Source organism: Sphingomonas sp. MS122 (assembly GCF_049532975.1).
GTDB lineage: Bacteria > Pseudomonadota > Alphaproteobacteria > Sphingomonadales > Sphingomonadaceae > Sphingomonas.
Genome location: NZ_CP186695.1, coordinates 3131245 through 3150921, shown reverse-complemented (window position 1 = coordinate 3150921; position 19677 = coordinate 3131245). Strand labels below are relative to the sequence as shown.

At 67.8% G+C, this 19677-nt stretch carries 23 protein-coding genes; 15 read left to right on the top strand and 8 right to left on the bottom strand.

Annotation, left to right across the window (positions count from 1 at the left end; all coding sequences use genetic code 11):
- Window positions 1–17 precede the first annotated feature (17 nt).
- A complete protein-coding gene (gene ahpC / locus ACO227_RS15330) occupies window positions 18–581 on the bottom strand; it encodes an alkyl hydroperoxide reductase subunit C (protein ID WP_423602848.1) in 564 nt (187 codons plus the stop codon).
- Between the two features lie 136 nt (window positions 582–717).
- On the bottom strand, window positions 718–1482 hold the full coding sequence (locus ACO227_RS15325) for a sulfite exporter TauE/SafE family protein (RefSeq protein WP_423602847.1): 765 nt from the start codon (window positions 1480–1482) through the stop codon (window positions 718–720).
- A gap of 161 nt (window positions 1483–1643) precedes the next feature.
- On the opposite strand from ACO227_RS15325, the gene epsC reads away from it, so the two are divergent.
- Together epsC and ACO227_RS15315 are read left to right on the top strand one after the other, a co-directional pair.
- Window positions 1644–2342 (top strand): serine O-acetyltransferase EpsC, encoded by a 699-nt coding sequence (epsC, locus tag ACO227_RS15320; RefSeq protein WP_423602845.1) that lies wholly within the window; start codon window positions 1644–1646, stop codon window positions 2340–2342.
- Window positions 2339–2680 (top strand): DUF2794 domain-containing protein, encoded by a 342-nt coding sequence (locus ACO227_RS15315; RefSeq protein ID WP_423602844.1) that lies wholly within the window; start codon window positions 2339–2341, stop codon window positions 2678–2680. Before epsC ends, ACO227_RS15315 begins: the two co-directional genes overlap by 4 nt.
- A gap of 4 nt (window positions 2681–2684) precedes the next feature.
- On the opposite strand, the gene ACO227_RS15310 is transcribed toward ACO227_RS15315, so the two are convergent.
- Window positions 2685–2945, bottom strand: a complete 261-nt coding sequence (locus ACO227_RS15310) for an acylphosphatase (protein ID WP_423602843.1) — start codon at window positions 2943–2945, stop codon at window positions 2685–2687.
- Between the two features lie 154 nt (window positions 2946–3099).
- Here ACO227_RS15310 and ACO227_RS15305 point away from each other — a divergent pair, with 154 nt between their 5' ends.
- Window positions 3100–3882: a polyphosphate kinase 2 family protein gene (locus ACO227_RS15305; protein WP_423602841.1), complete on the top strand. Its 783-nt coding sequence runs from the start codon at window positions 3100–3102 to the stop codon at window positions 3880–3882.
- Here ACO227_RS15305 and ACO227_RS15300 read toward each other — a convergent pair.
- Together ACO227_RS15300 and ACO227_RS15295 are read right to left on the bottom strand one after the other, a co-directional pair.
- Window positions 3879–4115 (bottom strand): hypothetical protein, encoded by a 237-nt coding sequence (locus ACO227_RS15300; protein ID WP_423602840.1) that lies wholly within the window; start codon window positions 4113–4115, stop codon window positions 3879–3881. The genes ACO227_RS15305 and ACO227_RS15300 overlap by 4 nt on opposite strands.
- 47 nt (window positions 4116–4162) lie before the next feature.
- Complete coding sequence (locus tag ACO227_RS15295; RefSeq protein WP_423602838.1) at window positions 4163–4798, bottom strand: carbonic anhydrase; 636 nt, start codon at window positions 4796–4798, stop codon at window positions 4163–4165.
- Window positions 4799–4863: 65 nt separating this feature from the next.
- Here ACO227_RS15295 and lipA point away from each other — a divergent pair, with 65 nt between their 5' ends.
- Entirely contained in the window at window positions 4864–5802 is a 939-nt protein-coding gene (gene lipA, locus ACO227_RS15290; protein ID WP_423602836.1) for a lipoyl synthase, read from the top strand.
- Window positions 5802–6296 (top strand): type II toxin-antitoxin system RatA family toxin, encoded by a 495-nt coding sequence (locus ACO227_RS15285; RefSeq protein WP_423602835.1) that lies wholly within the window; start codon window positions 5802–5804, stop codon window positions 6294–6296. The genes lipA and ACO227_RS15285 overlap by 1 nt, the downstream gene beginning before the upstream one ends.
- Here the strand turns inward: ACO227_RS15285 and ACO227_RS15280 are convergent.
- Genes ACO227_RS15280 through ACO227_RS15270 form a run of 3 tightly spaced genes read right to left on the bottom strand, consistent with a single transcriptional unit; the run spans window position 6224 to window position 8435 of the window.
- Complete coding sequence (locus ACO227_RS15280) at window positions 6224–6760, bottom strand: CinA family protein (protein WP_423602834.1); 537 nt, start codon at window positions 6758–6760, stop codon at window positions 6224–6226. The two genes, ACO227_RS15285 and ACO227_RS15280, sit on opposite strands and share 73 nt — an antisense overlap.
- Window positions 6757–7278: a hypothetical protein gene (locus ACO227_RS15275; RefSeq protein ID WP_423602832.1), complete on the bottom strand. Its 522-nt coding sequence runs from the start codon at window positions 7276–7278 to the stop codon at window positions 6757–6759. Before ACO227_RS15275 ends, ACO227_RS15280 begins: the two co-directional genes overlap by 4 nt.
- Window positions 7279–7283: 5 nt before the next feature.
- A complete protein-coding gene (locus ACO227_RS15270) occupies window positions 7284–8435 on the bottom strand; it encodes a bifunctional 2-C-methyl-D-erythritol 4-phosphate cytidylyltransferase/2-C-methyl-D-erythritol 2,4-cyclodiphosphate synthase (protein WP_423607367.1) in 1152 nt (383 codons plus the stop codon).
- A 350-nt stretch (window positions 8436–8785) separates the two neighbouring features.
- Between ACO227_RS15270 and ACO227_RS15265 the strand changes: the two genes are divergently transcribed.
- The 10 genes from ACO227_RS15265 (at window position 8786) to ACO227_RS15220 (ending at window position 19624) form a co-directional block, all read left to right on the top strand.
- A complete protein-coding gene (locus ACO227_RS15265; protein ID WP_423602831.1) occupies window positions 8786–9442 on the top strand; it encodes a trimeric intracellular cation channel family protein in 657 nt (218 codons plus the stop codon).
- 67 nt (window positions 9443–9509) lie between these two features.
- Window positions 9510–10532, top strand: a complete 1023-nt coding sequence (gene dusB, locus ACO227_RS15260; protein ID WP_423602829.1) for a tRNA dihydrouridine synthase DusB — start codon at window positions 9510–9512, stop codon at window positions 10530–10532.
- Window positions 10508–11617, top strand: coding sequence for a two-component system sensor histidine kinase NtrB (locus tag ACO227_RS15255; RefSeq protein ID WP_423602828.1), 1110 nt, complete (start codon window positions 10508–10510; stop codon window positions 11615–11617). The genes dusB and ACO227_RS15255 overlap by 25 nt, the downstream gene beginning before the upstream one ends.
- Window positions 11614–11868, top strand: a complete 255-nt coding sequence (locus ACO227_RS15250; RefSeq protein WP_423602827.1) for a CBU_0592 family membrane protein — start codon at window positions 11614–11616, stop codon at window positions 11866–11868. The genes ACO227_RS15255 and ACO227_RS15250 overlap by 4 nt, the downstream gene beginning before the upstream one ends.
- A complete protein-coding gene (ntrC, locus tag ACO227_RS15245) occupies window positions 11865–13310 on the top strand; it encodes a nitrogen regulation protein NR(I) (RefSeq protein WP_423602825.1) in 1446 nt (481 codons plus the stop codon). Before ACO227_RS15250 ends, ntrC begins: the two co-directional genes overlap by 4 nt.
- Window positions 13311–13370: 60 nt before the next feature.
- Window positions 13371–15626, top strand: coding sequence for a sensor histidine kinase (locus tag ACO227_RS15240; protein ID WP_423602823.1), 2256 nt, complete (start codon window positions 13371–13373; stop codon window positions 15624–15626).
- A gap of 4 nt (window positions 15627–15630) precedes the next feature.
- The gene (locus tag ACO227_RS15235) at window positions 15631–17007 is read left to right on the top strand and encodes a sigma-54-dependent transcriptional regulator (RefSeq protein ID WP_423602821.1); all 1377 of its coding nucleotides are present in this window, start codon (window positions 15631–15633) and stop codon (window positions 17005–17007) included.
- 170 nt (window positions 17008–17177) lie between these two features.
- Complete coding sequence (gene hfq, locus ACO227_RS15230; protein WP_423602820.1) at window positions 17178–17660, top strand: RNA chaperone Hfq; 483 nt, start codon at window positions 17178–17180, stop codon at window positions 17658–17660.
- A gap of 24 nt (window positions 17661–17684) precedes the next feature.
- A complete protein-coding gene (hflX, locus tag ACO227_RS15225) occupies window positions 17685–18977 on the top strand; it encodes a GTPase HflX (protein ID WP_423602818.1) in 1293 nt (430 codons plus the stop codon).
- Window positions 18974–19624 (top strand): peptidylprolyl isomerase, encoded by a 651-nt coding sequence (locus tag ACO227_RS15220; protein ID WP_423602816.1) that lies wholly within the window; start codon window positions 18974–18976, stop codon window positions 19622–19624. Before hflX ends, ACO227_RS15220 begins: the two co-directional genes overlap by 4 nt.
- Window positions 19625–19677 lie beyond the last annotated feature (53 nt).

The following is a 19677-nucleotide window of genomic DNA, read 5'->3' as shown; positions in this document are numbered from 1 at the left end:
GCGCTTGGGGGTCTTGCTTAGATCTTGCCGACGAGATCGAGCGACGGGGCGAGAGTCTCTTCACCCTCTTCCCACTTGGCCGGGCAGACTTCGCCCGGGTGCGCCGCAACATACTGCGCCGCCTTGATCTTGCGCAGCAGCTCCTGCGCGTTACGGCCGACGCCCTCGCTGGTGATCTCGACGATCTGGATCACGCCCTCGGGATCGATCACGAAGGTGCCGCGGTCGGCCAGGCCCTGGCCTTCGCGCAGCACGTCGAAATTCTTGGCGAGGACGTGGTTCTGATCGCCCAGCATGTAATAGTTGATCTTGCCGATCGCGGGCGAGGTGTCGTGCCACGCCTTGTGGCTGAAATGCGTGTCGGTCGAGACCGAATACACCTCGACGCCCATCTTCTGCAGGGTCGGGTAGACGTCGGCGAGGTCCTCGAGCTCGGTCGGGCAGACGAAGGTGAAGTCGGCCGGATAGAAGAAGAAGACGGCCCACTTGCCGCGCACGTCGGCATCGGTGACGTCGACGAACTTTCCTTCCTTGAAGGCGGTCGCGGTGAACGGCTTGAGCGAGCTTCCGATGAGGGCCATGTTCTGGTTTCTCCGTTATGATGCAGTGCAGCTTGTGCGACGCCGCATCTACGGTGCAGCGCAGCGGGAGTGAAATGGGAAGTCTCGCTCGGTTTGATCGAGACAGTCACTCAATGACTAGGGCTTGATCGACGGATCAGGCCAGCGCCTTGTAGACGCTATAGCTGCTGGTCAGCGTCAGCACGATGCCGACGAGGATCAGCAACGTCTTCGTCGGCACGCGCTTGGCGAGCAGTGCGCCGAACGGCGCGGCGAGCACGCCGCCGATCAGCAGGCCGACGACCGCCTCGGTGAATGCCGAAAGCCCGAGGTGGAGGATGAAGGTGATCGAGACCGACAGGGTGAGGAAGAATTCGACGCTGTTGACTGTACCGATCGTGTAGCGCGGCTGCGTTCCCTGGATCAGCAGGTTGCTGGTGACGACCGGACCCCAGCCGCCGCCGCCCGCAGCGTCGAGGAAGCCGCCGGCAAGGCCGAGCGGCTCGACGATCCGAGGCTCCTTGTGGTGGCGGGTCGGGAAGCTGATGCCGCGCCACAGCAGATAGAGCCCGATGGCGGCGAGATAGGTCATCACGAACGGCCGCGTGACCGAGGCGTCGAGCGAGGTGAGCAGATAGGCGCCGGTGACGCCGCCGATCACGCCCGGGATCAGCAGACGGAAGAACAGCCTCCAGTTCACATTCTTGTGAATCGCGTGGCTGATGCCCGAAACACCGGTGGTGAAGCATTCCGCGAGATGCACCCCGGCCGACGCGGTCGCGGGCGGCACACCGAGAACGCTCACCAGCAAGGTGCTTGAGATCACGCCGAACGCCATGCCCAGCGCACCGTCGACGATCTGTGCCGCGAAGCCGACCGCGATGAAGGGAAGCAATGCCTGGAAGTCGATGGCTTCGAACATCAATTCTCTTTCACGCTGGTTACGGCCGCCGGGGTGTGGCCCGGCATTCCAATCCCTACAAGATACATCGTGTTTAGACGAGACAAGCGGGAAAAATGCGCCGAACTGGAAAAGCCAGCTTTCCATGCCTAAATAGCCGCACAGACCAGAGGGGCCTGTTCATGTTCCGTCGTCTCGGAGCCTATCTCGATTCGATTCGCGCGCGGGATCCCGCGCCGCGGAGCCGTGCGGAAATTCTGCTCTATCCGGGGGTTTGGGCGGTGTTCTGGCACCGCGTCGCGCACCGGCTGTATCACGCGGATTTCTTCTTCCTCGCGCGCTTCGTGAACCACACGTCGCGCTGGCTGACCGGGATCGACATCCATCCGGGTGCGAGGATCGGCCGCAACTTCTTCATCGACCATGGCTTCGTGGTGATCGGCGAGACCGCCGAGATCGGCGACGACGTCACCATCTATCAATGCGTGACGCTCGGCGGGACGAGCCCCGACAATGGCGTCGCGGGCAAGCGGCATCCGACGCTGATGGACGGCGTGATCATCGGCTCGGGCGCGCAGGTGCTCGGTCCGATCACGGTGAGCCCGCGCGCGCGGATCGGCGCCAATGCCGTGGTGACCAAGGACGTCCCCGAAGGCGCGGTGATGGTCGGCATCCCGGCCAAGGCGACCCTGGTCGAGGTCGACAAGTGGCAGAAGAACTTCGTTCCCTACGGCACGCCGTGCAGCGAGCTCTACGATCCCGCGACCCAGAAGCTCGAGCTCATGCGCTGCGAGCTCGAGGCGATGCGCAAGCGCGTCGACGAGTTGCTCGCCGAGCGTGAAACCGCGCGCGGTACCGAGGAGCAGCGCGACCGCGCGTGACGGGAATCGTAACGCCTTTTCCGCTCAAGGCGCCCGGTCAGATCGGGTTCGAGCGCGCCGAGCTGACCCGTATCCTCGATCTCTACGGGCGCATGGTCGCGGCCGGGCATTGGAAGGACTATGCCATCCAGCTCGGCCGCGACGCCGCAATCTTCGCCGCCTTCCGCCGTGCGGCCGAGCGGCCCGAGTTCCGCGTCGAGAAGCGCCCGGCGCTGCGCAACCGCCAGGGCATGTGGGCCCTAGTCAACGAGGCGGGCGCGGTGCTCAAACGCGGACACGAACTCGGCCCGGTGCTTGCCCCGGTCGAGCGCAGATTGCTGAAGCTGGTCGAGGATTGATCCGTCAGGCAGTGAAGCGTTTGGTGAAGCCCTTCACATTGCCCGCTTCCGCCGGCATCGCATCGACTCGCTCGACATGCGCCATCATCGGCCCCTCGCGGCAGCGATCGACAAAGGTGTCGAGCGCCATGTCCTCGCCATCGGCGAGGATCTCGACCCGTCCGTCCTGAAGGTTGCGAACCCATCCGATCACGCCGAGCTGGTGCGCGGTGCGCACCGCCCAGTCGCGATAGCCGACGCGCTGCACGCGTCCTTCGATCAGCAAACGCTGAGCACTCATTTTCGCTTAACCCCGCATACTCATGCGCGAACACTACGCATGTCGTTGTCATAATTCAGGGACGGGGCGGCTGCGAAGGCCGCTCAGGCGCGAATCCGGGGCATTTCGGCGCGGATTCAGTGGTGTTAGGGTGCCGTGCATGAAGATCGACCTCAGCGACTATGAAAAGGGCGACAAGTTCGCCGGCGACTATGACCAGGCCCTGGCCGAAGTGCAGGAGCGGCTGGAACGCATCCAGGTCGCCCATATCGTGCATCAGCGTGCCGCGATCCTGGTGCTCGAAGGGTGGGACGCAGCGGGGAAGGGCGGGATCATCAAGCGCCTGACGGGACAATGGGATCCGCGCTTCTTCGAGGTGATGCCGATCAGCGCGCCGAGCGAGAACGAGCTGGCGCACCATTTCCTGTGGCGCTTCTGGCGGCGGCTGCCGGCCAAGGGGCACATCGCGATCTTCGACCGCAGCTGGTACGGCCGCGTGCTCGTCGAGCGCGTCGAGGGCTATGCCAGCAAGGCCGAGTGGCAGCGCGGCTATGACGAGATCAACGATTTCGAGGCGCAGCAGATCGAGGCCGGGGCGACGATGGTGAAGTTGTTCGTCCACATCACCCAGGAAAAGCAGGACAAGGAACTGGCCGAGCGGCTCGACGATCCGTGGAAGCGCTGGAAGACCGGGCCGGACGATTACCGCAATCGTGCGCGGCGGGCGGACTATCTCGACGCGATCGGGGAGATGTTCGACCGGACCAGCACCCGGCACGCGCCCTGGACGGCGATCGACGGCAACAGCCGCAAGGCGGGGCGAATCGCGGCGCTCACCGCGATCGCCGACCAGCTCGAGGCCAAGGTGCCGATGGTGCCGCCCGCGATCGACCCCGAATTCGAGAAGATGGCGCGAGCGGCGCTGGCCGCGGGCAAGCCCTAGGTCGAGTTGCTGTCGGCGCCGCGCGCCGGCTTCACCGCGGTATCGTTGTCGATATCGTCCTGCTTCTCCGGGCGGGCTTGCGCCTCCGGATCGCGGACGCGGTCGAGCTCGTTCTGCGAGGCCACGTCACGCGCGAGATTGCCGCCGCTGCTGCCCTGCGCTTCCGGGAAGGTATCCTCTTCCTCGATGAGGTCCGCGTCGGTGGTTGCGCTGTCGGTCTTGTTGATGTCCATCATCCGTCTCCTCGCACCTTCAATGGGCGAGAAGAGGCGGCGTTCCCTCAGGCGGGGGCGAACTGCCCGTTTTCGCCCATCACGTGCAGCACCCCGTCGGCGATCGCGAAATAGGCGCCGTGGATGGTGAGCAGTCCCTTCGCCTCGCGCTCCGGGATGCAGGGGAAGGTGCGCAGGTTGGCGATCGAGACGCGGACGGTCTCCAACTCGAGGGCGCGGATCGCCTCGGGACCATGGCCATGCTGTTTCACGATACGGTCGCGCGCTTCGTCGAGCAGGTCGACCCAATGCGCGATGAAGCCGCCTTCGCCCGGACGGGCACCCGCGAAACGATGCGAGAAGGCGGCATGGACGCCGCCGCACTCGCCATGGCCCATCACCACGATCTCCTCGACCTCGAGCTGAGTCACCGCGAACTCGAGCGCGGCGCTGACGCCGTGGCGGCCGCCGCCGAGTTCGAAGGGAGGCACGAGATTGGCGATGTTGCGCACCACGAACACCTCGCCCGGGTGCGTGCCGAAGATCGTGGCGGGATCGACCCGGCTGTCGGAACAGGCGATGACCATGACCTTCGGTTTCTGGCCATGGGTGAGCTCGGCCCAGCGCGCATGCTCGCGCGGCCAGTCCTCGGCACGGAAACGCCGATAGCCGGCGACGAGATCGGAGAAGTGCTTGTGAGACATGCCGCCTCCATTGGCGCAGGCCGTAGGGGCTGGCAAGCCGCGAGCGGGATCGCTATCTGCGCGGCATGAGCGAAATCGCCCCGATCCCCGAAGCCCGTCCCGAACGCCAGCGCAAGCCCGACTGGATCCGCGTGAAAGCGCCGACTTCGGCCGGTTTCGCCGCGACGCGCGCGTTGATGCGCGCCAAGAGCCTGACCACGGTGTGCGAGGAAGCGGCCTGCCCCAACATCGGCGAATGCTGGAGCAAGAAGCACGCGACGGTGATGATCCTGGGCGACACCTGCACCCGCGCCTGCGCCTTCTGCAACGTCAAGACCGGCATGCCGCGCGCGGTCGATCCGATGGAGCCGAACAACGTCGCCGACGCCGCGGTGCAGATGGGGCTCGAGCATATCGTGATCACCTCGGTCGACCGCGACGACCTGCCCGATGGCGGCGCGAAGCAGTTCGTCAAGGTGATCGAGGCGATCCGCAAGGCTTCCCCCACGACCACGATCGAGATCCTGACCCCCGATTTCCGCAACAAGCACGAGGCGGCGATCGAGATGATCGTCGCGGCACGGCCCGACGTCTACAATCACAATCTCGAGACGGTGCCGAGGCTCTATCCGACGATCCGTCCGGGCGCGCGCTATTACGCCTCGATCCGGCTGCTGGAGACGGTCAAGAAGCTCGATCCGTCGATCTTCACCAAGTCGGGCGTGATGCTCGGGCTCGGCGAGGAGCGGCTGGAGGTCCATCAGGTGATGGACGACATGCGCTCGGCCGACATCGATTTCCTGACGATGGGCCAGTATCTCCAGCCCACCCCGCGCCACGCCAAGGTGCAGGATTTCGTGACGCCGCAGGCGTTCGACGCCTATGCCGCGATTGCCCGCGCCAAGGGCTTCCTGCTGGTCGCCTCGTCGCCGCTGACGCGGTCGAGCTATCATGCCGGCGACGACTTCGCGAAGATGAAGGCGGCACGTGACGCCAAGCTCGCAAAGGCGGCGGTTCCGGCCTGATGCCGAAGCACAGCGAGACCCGGCGGCTGCCCTATACGCCGGAGCAGATGTTCGACCTGGTCGCCGATGTCGGGCGCTATGGCGAGTTCCTGCCCTGGGTCAGCGCGGTGCGGGTGCGATCGGACAGCGCGACCGAGATGGTCGCGGACCTGATCGTCGGCTTCAAGGGGCTGCGCGAGACGTTCAGCAGCCGGGTCGAGAAGCAGCGGCCGGGGCATATCCGGGTCGACTATCTCGACGGGCCGCTCAAGCATCTGCACAATGACTGGCAGTTCCGGCCGGACGGGCAGGGCGGCTGCCTGGTCGATTTCGAGGTCGACTTCGCCTTCAAGAGCCGGGTGTTCGAGATGCTGGCGGGGCAGGTGTTCGACCGCGCGCTGCGGATGATGATCAACGCATTCGAGGAACGCGCCGCACGGCTCTATGGCGACTCGGCCTCGGGCGCGGCCGGCTCGCCGGGGAGCAGCAGCTCGAGCGCGCACAGCGCCGCCTGAAGCCGGACGCCGCCGCGGCCGATATCGCCGAACTCGCGCGTGTCGGCGACCACCACATCGGGATCGGCGTCCTTCTCGGCACGGGCGAAGACGACATGGCCGACGGGCCTCTTGTCGCTCCCGCCGCCGGGACCGGCGATGCCGGTGATCGCCACCGCGACATCGGCGCCGCTCTCCTCCAGCGCGCCCTGCGCCATGCTCCAGGCGGTCGCCACCGACACCGCGCCGAAGGTTTCGAGCACGTCGCGGCTGACCTTGAGCTCGGCCATCTTGGCGCCGTTCGAATAGACCACGAACCCCGCCATGAGCACTTCCGACGAGCCCGGAATCTCGGTGATCGCGGCGCTGACCAGGCCGCCGGTGCAGCTCTCGGCGACCGCGACGGTGCGGCCGGCGAGACGGTTGGCGTCGACAACCTTGCGGGCGGCGTCGACGAGCTGGTGGGGGAGAATCGTATCCATCATCGCGGGCGGGCCATAGGGCATATCGGAAGCCTTGGCGCGCGCTTTTCGTCGTTCTGGCTGAGCTGGAGCAACGCGGCGAACACGGCGGCGAGATTGCGCGGCGGCAGCGGGGCGAGATTGGTCACAATCTTGTCGAGTCCCGGGCAGTCCGCGGGCCGGATCTGCTGGGCGATCGCCGGGACGACGATCGACCGCACGGCGGGGATCGCGAGCTGCGATTCGGCGATGAACTGCCCCTCGGGTCCGAGCAGCTTGCGGATACCGCCCTGCGCCGCAGGCATGGCGGGCGCGACACCGGCGTTGATGCGGGCCATGAAGGCGGCGCTCGGCTGGCGGAGGAACGGCTGTTGCGGGCAGGCGCGGCCCATCTCGCGGATCACATCGGGCAGCATCACCTGGAACAGCGCTTCGGCCTCGCCGTCGGTGAGGCAGGGGCGGGCGGACTGGGCCGAGGCGGCGGTCGAAGCGGCGAGGCCGGCCCAGAGCAGGGCCGTGGCGGCGAGGCGGGGGATACGCATGAAGGTTACTCCGGCAAACGGACCGTGGCGACGGCCTGTGCCGCCATGCCTTCCCCGCGGCCGGTGAAGCCCAGCCGTTCGGTGGTGGTCGCCTTGAGGCTAACCCGCGAGACGGGCAGGCTCAAGATCGCGGCGATGCTGGCGCGGATCGCCTCGCGGTGCGGGCCGATCTTGGGCGCCTCGCAGATCAAGGTCAGGTCGACGAAGTCGATGATTCCGCCCCGGGCACGGACCAGCCCGGCGGCATGATCGAGGAACTGCGCCGAGGCGGCGCCGCGCCATTTGGGGTCGCTGGGCGGGAAGTGCATCCCGATATCGCCCGCGCCGATCGTGCCGAGCAGCGCATCGGTGATCGCGTGGAGCGCGACATCGGCGTCGCTGTGGCCGGAGAGGCCCTTGTCGTGGGGGATCAGGATGCCGCCGAGCCAGAGTTCCTGGCCGGTTTCGAAGCGATGGACGTCGAAGCCGGTAGCGCTGCGAGAGATCAGCGTGGCGGCATGGCGCGCCTCCGCGGCCGCGAAGTCGGCGGGATGGGTGATCTTCTCGAGCATGGGGTCTCCGGGGACCAGCAAGACATCCTGGCCCATGCGGCGGAGCATCTGGGCGTCGTCGGTGGCTTCCTCGTCCGCGGGCCAGGCGCGATGGGCGGCGAGGATGGCGTCGAAGTGGAAGGCCTGCGGCGTCTGGATGCGGTTGAGGCCGGTGCGGGGGACATTGTCGCCGAGGCTGGCCTCGCCTCTGGCGAGGGTGTCCGCGACGGGGAGCGCCGGGACAGCGCCGGGGGCGTGGTCGAGTGCTTCGAGCAGCGCGTCGATGACATGAGCCGGGAGGAAGGGGCGAGCGGCGTCATGGATCAGGACGCGGGTGACGCCCTTGCCGGCGAGGGATTCAAGTCCGGCGCGGACCGAATCGCGGCGTTCGGCGCCGCCGGTGACGAAATTGACGAAGTTGACAGATTCGCCGAGGGCCGAGCGGGCGTGCTCTTGCTGTCCTTCGCCGATCACGATAGTGACTTCGGTTACGACAGGATGGGCGGAAAGTACTGCAACACTTTGGGAAAGCATGGATTTTCCGCAGAGCGATGCGAACTGCTTGGGCTGGCTTCCGCCGATTCGCGTGCCCTTTCCGGCGGCAACGATGAGCGCGGCGATTGTCATGACGCGCCAACCACGCGGCGGCGACGCGCCGCCAACGCGCCGCGTTCGAGCAGGTGCGCGCCAGTGACGCGCCAGTGGCGCGCCATCGACGCGCCGGGTTCGCACGACAAGGCGACAGTGACGCGCCGCCAGCGCGCCCCAAGCGCGACGAGGCCGAAAAGGCGGGATGGAAGAAGCCGGGATTGCATCCGGTCTGCCTAGCGGTGTGGGTGCGTGTAGGAAAGTTGTTAGAGCCTTGCGCAGCTTGCGCACCGGGTTAGCTTGGACTGCAACGCACGCGGCATGTTGAAAGCGGATATGGCGCAAATCAATGGACCCGGATCAGGCGATCGCAACGGACTGACGCCACGATGACGGTCGGCGATTCCGCCACCATCCGCATCCGCGACAAGGTGCTGGATGGGGTCGATCTCGCGGCGACGTTCGTGCTGGCGACGGAATGCGCGCTGACGGGGGTTCAGGCGGACTTCGACCTGTTCGGCATCCTCGTGCTGGCGTTCGTCGGATCGGTCGGCGGGGCGGTCATCCGCGATCTCCTGCTCGGCGAGCATCCGCCCGCTCCCTTCCGCGACTGGCGCTATGCGGCATTGGCGGTGGCGGCGACGCTGGGCGTTATCGCCGCCTCGTTGATCCTGGGGCCAGTAGGCAACTTCACGCCGCCGCTCGCGATCGATGTCTTCGAGGCGGTCGGCCTTGCGCTTGCCGCGACTGCTGGTGCGCGCAAGTCGCTCGACTACAAGCTCAACGGCGCCGCCGTGGTCGTCATCGCCACCGTCAATGGATGCGGCGGCGGCATGCTCCGCGACGTGCTCACGGCTCGCGTCCCTTCGGTCCTGCACGAGAATTTCTATGCCACCGCCGCGGTGGCCGGGGCGATAATGCTCGTGCTGATGGTCAAACGGTTCGGGATTCGCCAGGACATCGCCGAGCCGATTGCCGGTATCACGATCTTTGCGTTGCGCACCGCTGCGCTGATCGGCGAGTGGCGGCTGCCGCATCTGCGCTAGGGCATTCCGGCCGCTTGCATCTCCCCCGTTGCGCCTGTAGAGGCCGCTGCCTATTTTTCAGGCACTGATGACGATGTTGAAGCCCATCCAGATCGGCCCGGTGACGGTCGAGACGCCGGTGCTGCTCGCGCCGATGACGGGGGTCACCGACCTGCCGTTCCGCCGGCTCGTGCGCCGTTACGGCTCGGGGCTCAACGTCACCGAGATGATCGCGAGCCAGGCGGCGATCCGCGAGACCCGCCAGTCGATCCAGAAGGCGGCATGGGACCCGATCGAGGAGCCGGTGTCGATGCAGCTGGTCGGCTGCACGCCTTATGAGATGGGCGAGGCGGCCAAGCTCAACGAGGATCGCGGCGCGGCGATCATCGACATCAACATGGGCTGCCCGGTGCGCAAGGTGACCAACGGCGATGCCGGGTCGGCGCTGATGCGCGTGCCCGACCTCGCCGCGCAGCTGATCGAGGCGTGCGTCAAGGCGGTCAAGGTGCCGGTGACGGTCAAGATGCGCATGGGCTGGTGCCATGACAGCCTCAACGCGCCCGAGCTGGCGCGCGTCGCCGAGGATATCGGCGCCAAGATGATCACCGTGCACGGCCGCACCCGCAACCAGATGTACAAGGGCAGCGCCGACTGGGCGTTCGTCCGCAAGGTCAAGGACGCGGTGTCGATCCCGGTGATCGTCAACGGCGACATCTGCTCGCCCGAGGACGCGCGCATGGCACTCGAGCAGTCGGGCGCGGACGGCGTGATGATCGGGCGCGGTGCATACGGCAAGCCGTGGCTGCTGCGCCAGGTGATGGACTCGCTGAGCGGGCAGGGGGAACGGCCGGACCCAAGCATCGACGAGCAATATGCCCTGATCGCAGAGCATTATGCCACGATGCTCGATCACTATGGCGAGATGACCGGCGTCAATTTGATGCGCAAGCATATCGGCTGGTACACCAAGGGGCTGCACGGATCGGCCGAGTTCCGCAACAAGGTGAACCAGGAAGCCAAGGCGGCGACGGTGCTGGCGATGCTCGACGAGTATTACGCGCAGTTCCGCGGGCAGCCGCAAGAGTCATGGCCCCGCCAAGAAGCGGCCTGAGGCCGCCGCCGCAGCCCGGCGAGCCTGACCTGACCGAGATCTTCGGCGGCCTGCCCGTGGCCGCTCTGGTGCTCGATCCGCAGGACCGGGTGGTGCGCGCCAACATGGCGTGCGAGCATCTGCTCAACCATAGCGAGAAGGCGATGCAGGGGCAGCGGCTCGACCGCATCGTGACGCCGCCCGAGGGCTATGCCGGGCGCCGCGACGGGCACGGCTTCGCGGCGTTCGACGTCGAGATCGAGCCGACGCGATCCCCCCGCATCCGCGTCGATTTCGTCGAGCAGCCGATCGCCGAGCATCCCGGCTGGCGCATCGTGACCTTGCACCAGGCGCCGACCTCGCGCCGGCTGTCGGTGGGCGCGGACCGCAGCGCGGGCGCGCGGGCGGCGATCGGCGCGGCGGCGATGCTGGCGCACGAGATCAAGAACCCGCTGTCCGGCATCCGCGGGGCGGCGCAGCTGCTGGCGGATGACGGCGCGGACGGTGGGGAAGGGCGCGCCGAGCTGACCCAGCTGATCACCACCGAGGTCGACCGCATCGCCGCGCTGATCGACCGGATGCAGGACTTCACCGACACGCGCCCGCCCAAGCTGGCGCCGCACAACATCTATCCGCTGCTCGACCATGCGCGGCGCGTGGCGCTGGCCGGGTTCGCGCGCGGGATCGTGATCGAGGAGCGGTTCGACCCCTCGCTGCCGCCGGTGATGATGGACAGGGACGCGTTCCAGCAGATCGCGATGAACTTGCTCAAGAACGCCGCCGAAGCGCTCAAGGACACGCCCGAGCCCAGGATCGTGCTGACGACGCAGTATCGCCATGGCGTCGCGATGCGGCCGGCGCCGGACCAGCCGCGGCGCTGGCTGCCGATCGAATTCTCGGTGAGCGACAACGGCCCGGGCGCGCCGGCCGACATCGCCAGCCATCTGTTCGAGCCGTTCGTGTCGGGCAAGCCCGAGGGCAAGGGGCTGGGCCTGCCGCTGGTCGAGAAGCTGGTGCGCGACATGGGCGGGGTGGTCGAATATGCGCGGGCCGGCGACCCCGAGATGACCGTGTTCCGCGTCAACCTGCCGAGGGCCGACGGATGATGCTCGACTGGGTGGATATCATCGGCTGGGCGGGGGCGGTGCTGGTGCTGGGTGCTTACGGCCTGGTGTCGGCCAAGCGGCTGGAAGGAGACAGCGTCGCCTATCAGCTGATGAACGTGTTCGGCGCGGTGGGCATGCTGATCAACACCTATGTCCGCGGGGCCTTGCCGTCGGCGGCGGTCAACCTGATCTGGATCGGGATCGGCCTCCATGTCCTGCTCAAGGTGCGCATGCGGCGGCCCGAGGCATGAGCGTGACCGGCGCGATCCTGATCTGCGACGACGATGCCGCGATCCGCACCGTGGTGACCCAGGCGCTGCGCCGCGCCGGGCATCGGGTGACCGCGGCGGCGTCGCTCGGCGAGCTCAAGCGCGAGATGCGCAGCGCGATCCCCGACGTGGTGATCACCGACGTGGTGCTGCCCGACGGCAACGGGCTCGACTTTGTCGCGACGCTGACCGGAGAATATCCCGACCTGCCGGTGATCGTGCTGTCGGCGCAGAACACGCTGGCGACCGCGGTGCGTGCGACCGAGGCGGGAGCGTTCGACTATCTGCCCAAGCCGTTCGACCTCGATGCGCTGACCACCGCGGTCGGAAGCGCGCTGGCGCGGGGACGGCGCCTGGTCGACGACCTCCCCGCCGCGGAGGATCATGCGCTGTCGCTGATCGGGCGCTCGCCGGCGATGCAGGACGTGTACCGGGTGATCGCGCGCGTGGTCTCGAACGAGCTGACCGTGCTGATCAGCGGCGAGAGCGGGACCGGCAAGGAGCTGGTGGCGCAGGCGATCCACGACCTGGGCCCGCGGCGGCGCGCGCCGTTCGTCGCGCTCAACATGGCGGCGATCCCGCGCGAGCTGATCGAGGCCGAGCTGTTCGGGCACGAGAAGGGCGCCTTCACCGGCGCGGCGGCGCGGGTGGCGGGCAAGTTCGAGCAGGCGTCGGGAGGCACTTTGTTCCTCGACGAGATCGGCGACATGCCGATGGAGGCGCAGACCCGGTTGCTGCGCGTGCTCCAGTCGGGGGAGTTCACCACCGTGGGCGGGGCGCGGGCGATCCGCGCGGACGTGCGCATCGTCGCGGCGACCAACAAGGATCTGATGAGCCAGGTGACGGCGGGGCAGTTCCGCGAGGACCTGTTCTACCGCCTCAACGTGGTGCCGATCGCGCTGCCGGCGTTGCGGGAGCGGCGGCAGGACATCAAGCTGCTCGCGCGCCACTTCCTCGATCGCGCGGCCGAGGACGGGCTGCCGCGCAAGGCGATCGGCGACGACGCGATCGCGGCGCTCGAGGCGCATGACTGGCCGGGCAATGTCCGCGAGCTCGAGAACCTCATGCGGCGCATGGCCGCGCTCCACCGCGACGAATGGATCGACGCGGCGGCGGTGCGGACGATGCTGGGCGAGGGGGCGGCGCTGCTCCCGGCGGCGCGCGACGAGGGGATCGAGGCGGCGGTGCATGCGCGGCTGGCGCGGATCGCGGTCGAGGAACCCAAGGTGCTGGAGGACGGCACGCTCTACGACCGCATCATCGGCGAGGTCGAGCGCCCGCTGATCGAGGCGATGCTGGCGCGCCACGGCCAGAACCAGCTACGCGCGGCGCGGGCGCTGGGGATCAACCGCAACACGCTGAGGAAGCGGCTCGACACGCTGGGGATCGACGTCGGAGGCACGCGCCAGGACGATACGCCCTAGCGACAGCTCGTTCGAAGAAGTGTGTTTTCAAGGCAACGGGCATGTTGTAGCCATGCAACGATGACCGCCGTCGCCGAGCCGATTGCCGAGACTGCAGCGCCCGCGCGGCGCTTCACGGTCACGCCGATCCTCGAGCTGGTGGTGTTCGGGATCGCGGTCGGCATGATGCTGACCACCTATTTCGTGATCAGCGGCAACACCGAATCGCAGCGCCTGCTCACGCCGCCGCTGGTCGCGCTGTTGCTCGTTTCCAACCTGGTGCCGCTGGTCGCGCTGATCGTGCTGATCGGCCGGCGCGTGGCGATGCAGCGCGCGGCGCGCTCGCCGCTCGGCGGGCGCGCGCGGCTGCACGTACGGCTGGTGGCGATCTTCTCGATCCTCGCCAGCGTGCCGACGATCTTCGTGTCGATCGTCGCCTCGCTGCTGTTCCAGTACGGCGTCGAATTCTGGTACTCCGACCGCGCGCGCTCGATGCTGGAGAATGCCTCGGCGGTGGCCATGGGCAGCTTCGAGGATCTCAGCCAGCGAGTCGGCGCCAATACCGAGGCGATGGCGATCGACCTGGCGGTGCGCCTGACCGAAGTACCGATCGACAGCCAGGACTTCATCAACACGCTGCTCGTGCAGACCACCCAGCGCGAGCTTTCCGAAGCGGCGATCGTCCGCCAGACCGGAACGGGCGAGCTGCAGACGCTGGCGATCCTCAACCCCTATGAGCGGCTGATCGAGGAACAGGTCAGCGCCAGCGCGATCCGCGAGCTCAAGGCGGGAAAGAAACCGGTCGTGGTCGAGGATGCCGGCGGCCGCATCCGTGCGCTCACGCGCTTCCCCAACAGCCAGGATACCTATCTCTACGCCGCGCGCGTCGTCGATCCGGCATTGCTGGAGCGAAAGGCGCGAGCGGAATCGGTGGTGAGCAGCTATCGCACGCTGACCGAGCGCTCGCGCACGCTGCAGCTGCAGTTCAACGTCGCGCTGCTGGTGCTCTCGCTGCTGATCGTGGGGCTGGCGGTGTGGGTCGCGCTGGAGATCGCCGACCGGCTGGTGCGTCCGGTGGGCGACCTGGTCAAGGCGGCGCATGACGTCGCCGAGGGCGATCTCGGCACGCGCGTGCCGACGCCCAAGTCGCAGGACGAAATCGGCATCCTCGCCACCGCATTCAACCGGATGACCGACCGGCTGCAGGACCAGACCAACGCGCTGGTCGACGCGAATGCCCAGTCGGAGAGCCGCCGCGCGCTGATCGAAGCGGTGATGTCGGGCGTGACCGCGGGGGTGGTCTCGATAGACGCGGATCGGCGCATCCGCGTGATCAACAGCTCGGCGATGTCGCTGCTCAACCCGGGCGAAGCGCCGGTCGGGCGCCTGCTCGCCGAGGTCGCGCCGGAGCTCGATGCGGTGCTCGACGGCGAGGCGCGCGAGGACATCGTGCAGATCAACAGCGGCGGCGAGGCGCGCACGCTGGCGGTGAAGGTGACCCGCGACGAGGGCGGGCAGGTGCTGACCTTCGACGACATCACCCAGCAATTGCTCGACCAGCGGCGCGCGGCCTGGTCCGACGTGGCGCGACGCATCGCGCACGAGATCAAGAACCCGCTGACCCCGATCCAGCTCGCCGCCGAGCGGCTCCAGCGCCGCTACGGCAAGCAGGTCGACGCCGAGGACGGGACCTTCGCCAAGCTCACCGACACAATCGTGCGGCAGGTCGGCGATTTGCGGCGCATGGTCGACGAATTCTCGTCCTTCGCGCGCATGCCCAAGCCGATCTTCCGCGAGGAATCGCTGCTCGACATCGCACGGCAGACGATGTTCCTGCACGAGGTCGCCAAGCCCGAGATCCGCTTCAGCCTCACTCATCCCGAGCCGGTGCCCGGCCTGGTATGCGACCGCCGCCAGCTCGGCCAGGCGCTGACCAACCTGGTCAAGAACGCGGTCGAGGCAGTCGAGGCGCGCACCGAAACGGAGGGCGGCGAGCCGGGCGCGGTGGCGATGACGATTCGGGCGGGCGAGGCGCATCAGCTGCTGATCGACGTCGCCGACAACGGCATCGGCCTGCCCGCCGAGCGCGAGCGGATCGTCGAGCCCTATATGACGACGCGCAGCCGCGGCACCGGCCTGGGGCTCGCGATCGTCAAGAAGATCGTCGAGGAGCATTTCGGGACGATGGCGTTCGCCGACCGGCCGGGCGGCGGCACGCTCGTCACGCTCTGCTTCGACACCGCGACGCTCGAGCGGCTGACGGGAACCGGCGGCGAGGACGGGGAGGCGCCGGGGGGCGCCGTGCCCGCCGCACTTACAAGAACAAAGAACGGGTAGGCGTATGACGTTGGACATTCTGGTCGTCGACGACGAGAGCGACATCCGCGAGCTGGTCGCGGGCGTGCTCGAGGACGAGGGCTATGAGACGCGCGGCGCGGCGGACAGCGACGCCGCGCTGGAGGCGATCGCGCAGCGGCGGCCGAGCCTGGTGCTGCTCGACGTGTGGCTGCAGGGCTCGCGGCTCGACGGGCTCGAGCTGCTCGACGAGATCAAGCGGCGCGACGCCTCGATCCCGGTGCTGGTCATCTCCGGCCATGGCAATCTCGACACCGCGGTGGCGGCAATCCGGCGCGGCGCATCCGACTTCATCGAGAAGCCGTTCGAGGCCGAGCGGCTGTTGCTGCTGGTCGAGCGCGCGACCGAGACCGAGCGGCTGCGGCGCGAGGTCGCCTCGCTGCGCGCGAGCGTGGGGCGCGAGACGGATCTCACCGGAACCTCGGGATCGATCAACGGGGTGCGCGCGACGTTGAAGCGCGTCGCGGCGACGGGCAGCCGGGTGATGATCACCGGCGGGCCCGGCACCGGCAAGGAGGTCGCCGCGCGGCTGCTCCACGAATGGAGCAACCGCGCGACCGGGCCGTTCGTGATCGTGAGCGCGGCGCGGATGACCCCCGAGCGGGTCGAGGAGGAACTGTTCGGCGTCGAGGACGGCGACCTGGTCCATCCCGGGCTGCTCGAACAGGCGCATGGCGGGACCCTGTTCCTCGACGAGATCGCCGACATGCCGGTGGCGACGCAGGGGCGCATCCTGCGCGTGCTGACCGAGCAGAAGTTCAACCGGGTCGGCGGGCAGCGACAGGTCAAGGTCGATGTCCGCGTGGTCTCCGCCACCGCGCGCGATCTGATGGGCGAGATCACCGAAGGCCGCTTCCGCGAGGACCTGTTCTACCGGCTCAACGTCGTGCCGGTGGCGATCCCGCCGCTGACCGAGCGGCGCGAGGACATCCCGCCGCTGGTCGAGCATTTCGTCGCGCATTATGCGAGCGAGCGGCGCGTGCCGACCCCGGAGGTCGCGCCCGACGCGATGGTCGCGCTGCAAAGCTATGAATGGCCGGGCAATGTCCGCCAGCTGCGCAACGTGGTCGAGGCGACCGTGATCCTGGCGCCTGGCGACCGCATCGGCCGGATCGATATCGACATGCTGCCCACCGAAGTGCTCGGGCGGCGCGGCAGCGAGGGCGACGGCGCCGGCGCGACCGCGATGATGGGCGCGCCGCTCAAGGAAGCGCGCGAGACGTTCGAGCGCGAATATCTGCGCATCCAGATCCGGCGCTTTTCGGGCAACATCTCGCGCACCGCGCACTTTATCGGGATGGAGCGGTCGGCACTGCACCGCAAGCTCAAGCTGCTCGGAATCCACGAGGGCCGCGAGGAATAGCGAGTCACACGGCCGTTACGGAGGGACGCTACGAACAGGGTGTAGGACAGCCTATAGACCTTGCCCTGCCGACCCCTTACATTGCTGCGATGCGCCATGGGTGGCGCGCCTCCGACGCCGGGAAACGGCGCCATTGCGGGAAAAATCCCGCCAAGAACAGGACCGCAAATATGGCCGACAAGCAGACCTCGCTCCAGGACCTCTTCCTGAACGCGCTCCGCAAATCCAAGACCCCCGTCACGATGTTCCTGGTCAAGGGCGTCAAGCTGCAGGGCATCGTCACCTGGTTCGACAATTTCTCCGTGCTGCTGCGCCGCGACGGCCAGTCGCAGCTGATCTACAAGCATGCCATCTCGACGATCATGCCCTCGGGCGCGGTCGACGTCGCCTCGATCGTCGACGCGGTGCCGGAAAACGCTTCCAAGAACCCGGTCCTGCAGGAGATTTTCCTCAATGCCGTCAAGCGGCAGCAGGAGAATGTGACGATGTTCCTGGTCAATGGCGTGATGCTGCAGGGCGGGATCGCGGCGTTCGACCTGTTCTGCATGCTGCTCCAGCGCGACGGCGTCTATCAGCTGGTCTACAAGCACGCGGTCTCCACCATCCAGCCGGCGCATCCGCTGAACCTCGCCGATGACGGCGAGGAAGGGTGAGGGGCGACCTCGCCTGAGCAAGTCATGAGTACCGGCTTCGATCGCGATCAGGACGAGTTTGCGCGCGGCGCGCGAGCGGTGGTCGTCTATCCCGACCTCGGCGGCAGCACGCGCGACGCCGAAGCGCGGCTGGAAGAGACCGCCGGCCTCGCGCTTGCGATCGGGATCGAGGTCGTCGAGCGCGTGCCGTTGCGCATCCGCGCGCCCAAGCCCGGCACGCTGATCGGTTCGGGCCAGGTCGAGGCGCTGGCCGAGACGGTGCGCGACCGCGAGCTGGGGCTCGCCGTATTCGACGCGGCGCTGACGCCGGTGCAGCAGCGCAACCTGGAAACGGGCCTGGGCTGCAAGGTGATCGACCGCACCGGGCTGATCCTCGAGATCTTCGGCGAGCGTGCGCGCACCGCCGAGGGCCGGCTGCAGGTCGAGCTCGCGCATCTCGACTATCAGGCGGGCCGGCTGGTGCGCAGCTGGACTCACCTCGAGCGCCAGCGGGGCGGCTTCGGCTTCCTCGGCGGCCCGGGCGAGACGCAGATCGAGGCCGACCGCCGGCTGATCCGCGACCGCATGGCGCGGCTGCGGCGCGAGCTCGATTCGGTGAGCCGCACGCGCGGGCTGCACCGCGAGCGGCGCCAGCGCGCGCCGTGGCCGGTGATTGCGCTGGTGGGCTATACCAACGCCGGAAAGTCCACGCTTTTCAACCGCATGACCGGCGCTGACGTCATGGCGGAGAATCTACTGTTCGCGACGCTCGACCCGACATTGCGCCAGATCGCGCTGCCGGGGATCGACAAGGCGATTCTCTCGGACACGGTGGGGTTCGTGTCGGAGCTACCGACTCAGCTCGTCGCGGCGTTCAAGGCGACGCTGGAGGAAGTGGTGTCGGCCGACCTGCTGATCCATGTCCGCGACATCGCGCATCCCGACAGCGCCGCGCAGAAGGACGATGTCGAGAAAGTGCTGAGCGAGATCGGGGTCGATCCCGCGACCCCGCGGTTCGAGGCGTGGAACAAGCTCGATCTGCTCGACGAGGCACGTCGTGGCGAAGTGCTTGCCGAGGCGGAGAAGCACGACGATGTCGTCGCGCTCTCGGCACTGAGCGGGGAAGGGATCGATACCCTGGTCGGCAAGGTCGCGGGCCTGCTCACCCAAGGCCATCGCCGCTACACGATCACGCTCGATCCCAGCGATGGTGCCGGCGCGGCATGGCTTCACCAGCATGGCGACGTCGTCGAGCACTGGATGGACGGCGAGCGCGCCGTCTATGAGGTGCGAATGGCGCCCAAGGATTATGAAAGGTTCGAGGTTCGGGGCGCATGACGTTGAACAAGCGTGCGTTTCTTGCGCTTGTGGCTGTCGCGCTCGTCTCCGCGGCACCGCCCGAACCGGCAACCGTCCGCGTCCGACTGGTGACCTCGGCGGGGAATATCACGCTGGCGCTGGATGCACGGCGCGCGCCGAGGACCGTCGCGAACTTCATGCTCTATGTCGATGACGGGCGGCTGGAGGGCACGAGCTTCTATCGCACAGCGCGGCGCAAGGGGGATCCCAAGCTGGGCTTCGTCCAGGGCGGGATCGGCACCGATGCGCGACGGATCCTGCCGGCGCTCCCGCTCGAGCCGACGAGTCGCACAGGGATCAGGCATGCTAGCGGCGCGATCTCGATGGCGCATGGGCTCGATCCCAATTCGGCGAACGGCAACTTCTCGATCATGGTCGGCGACAATCCCGCGCTCGACGCACGGCCGGGCAATCCGGGCTTCGCGGCGTTCGGCAAGGTGGTGGGCGGGATGGAGGTGGTGCGACGCATCCTTGCGCTACCGAGCGGGGGCGGGCGCGGGGTGATGCGAGGACAGATGATCATGAAGCCGGTGCGCATCCTCCGCGCGGAGCGGCTCAACGGCACGCCGCGGCCGAGCGGACGGCCCAAACCGTGGCTGATCAAGATGCCGTGGCGCGACGGCTGACCCAACCGTCAGCGTTTCCGCCCGATCGGGCGATTCCCCCTTGCTGCAACGCA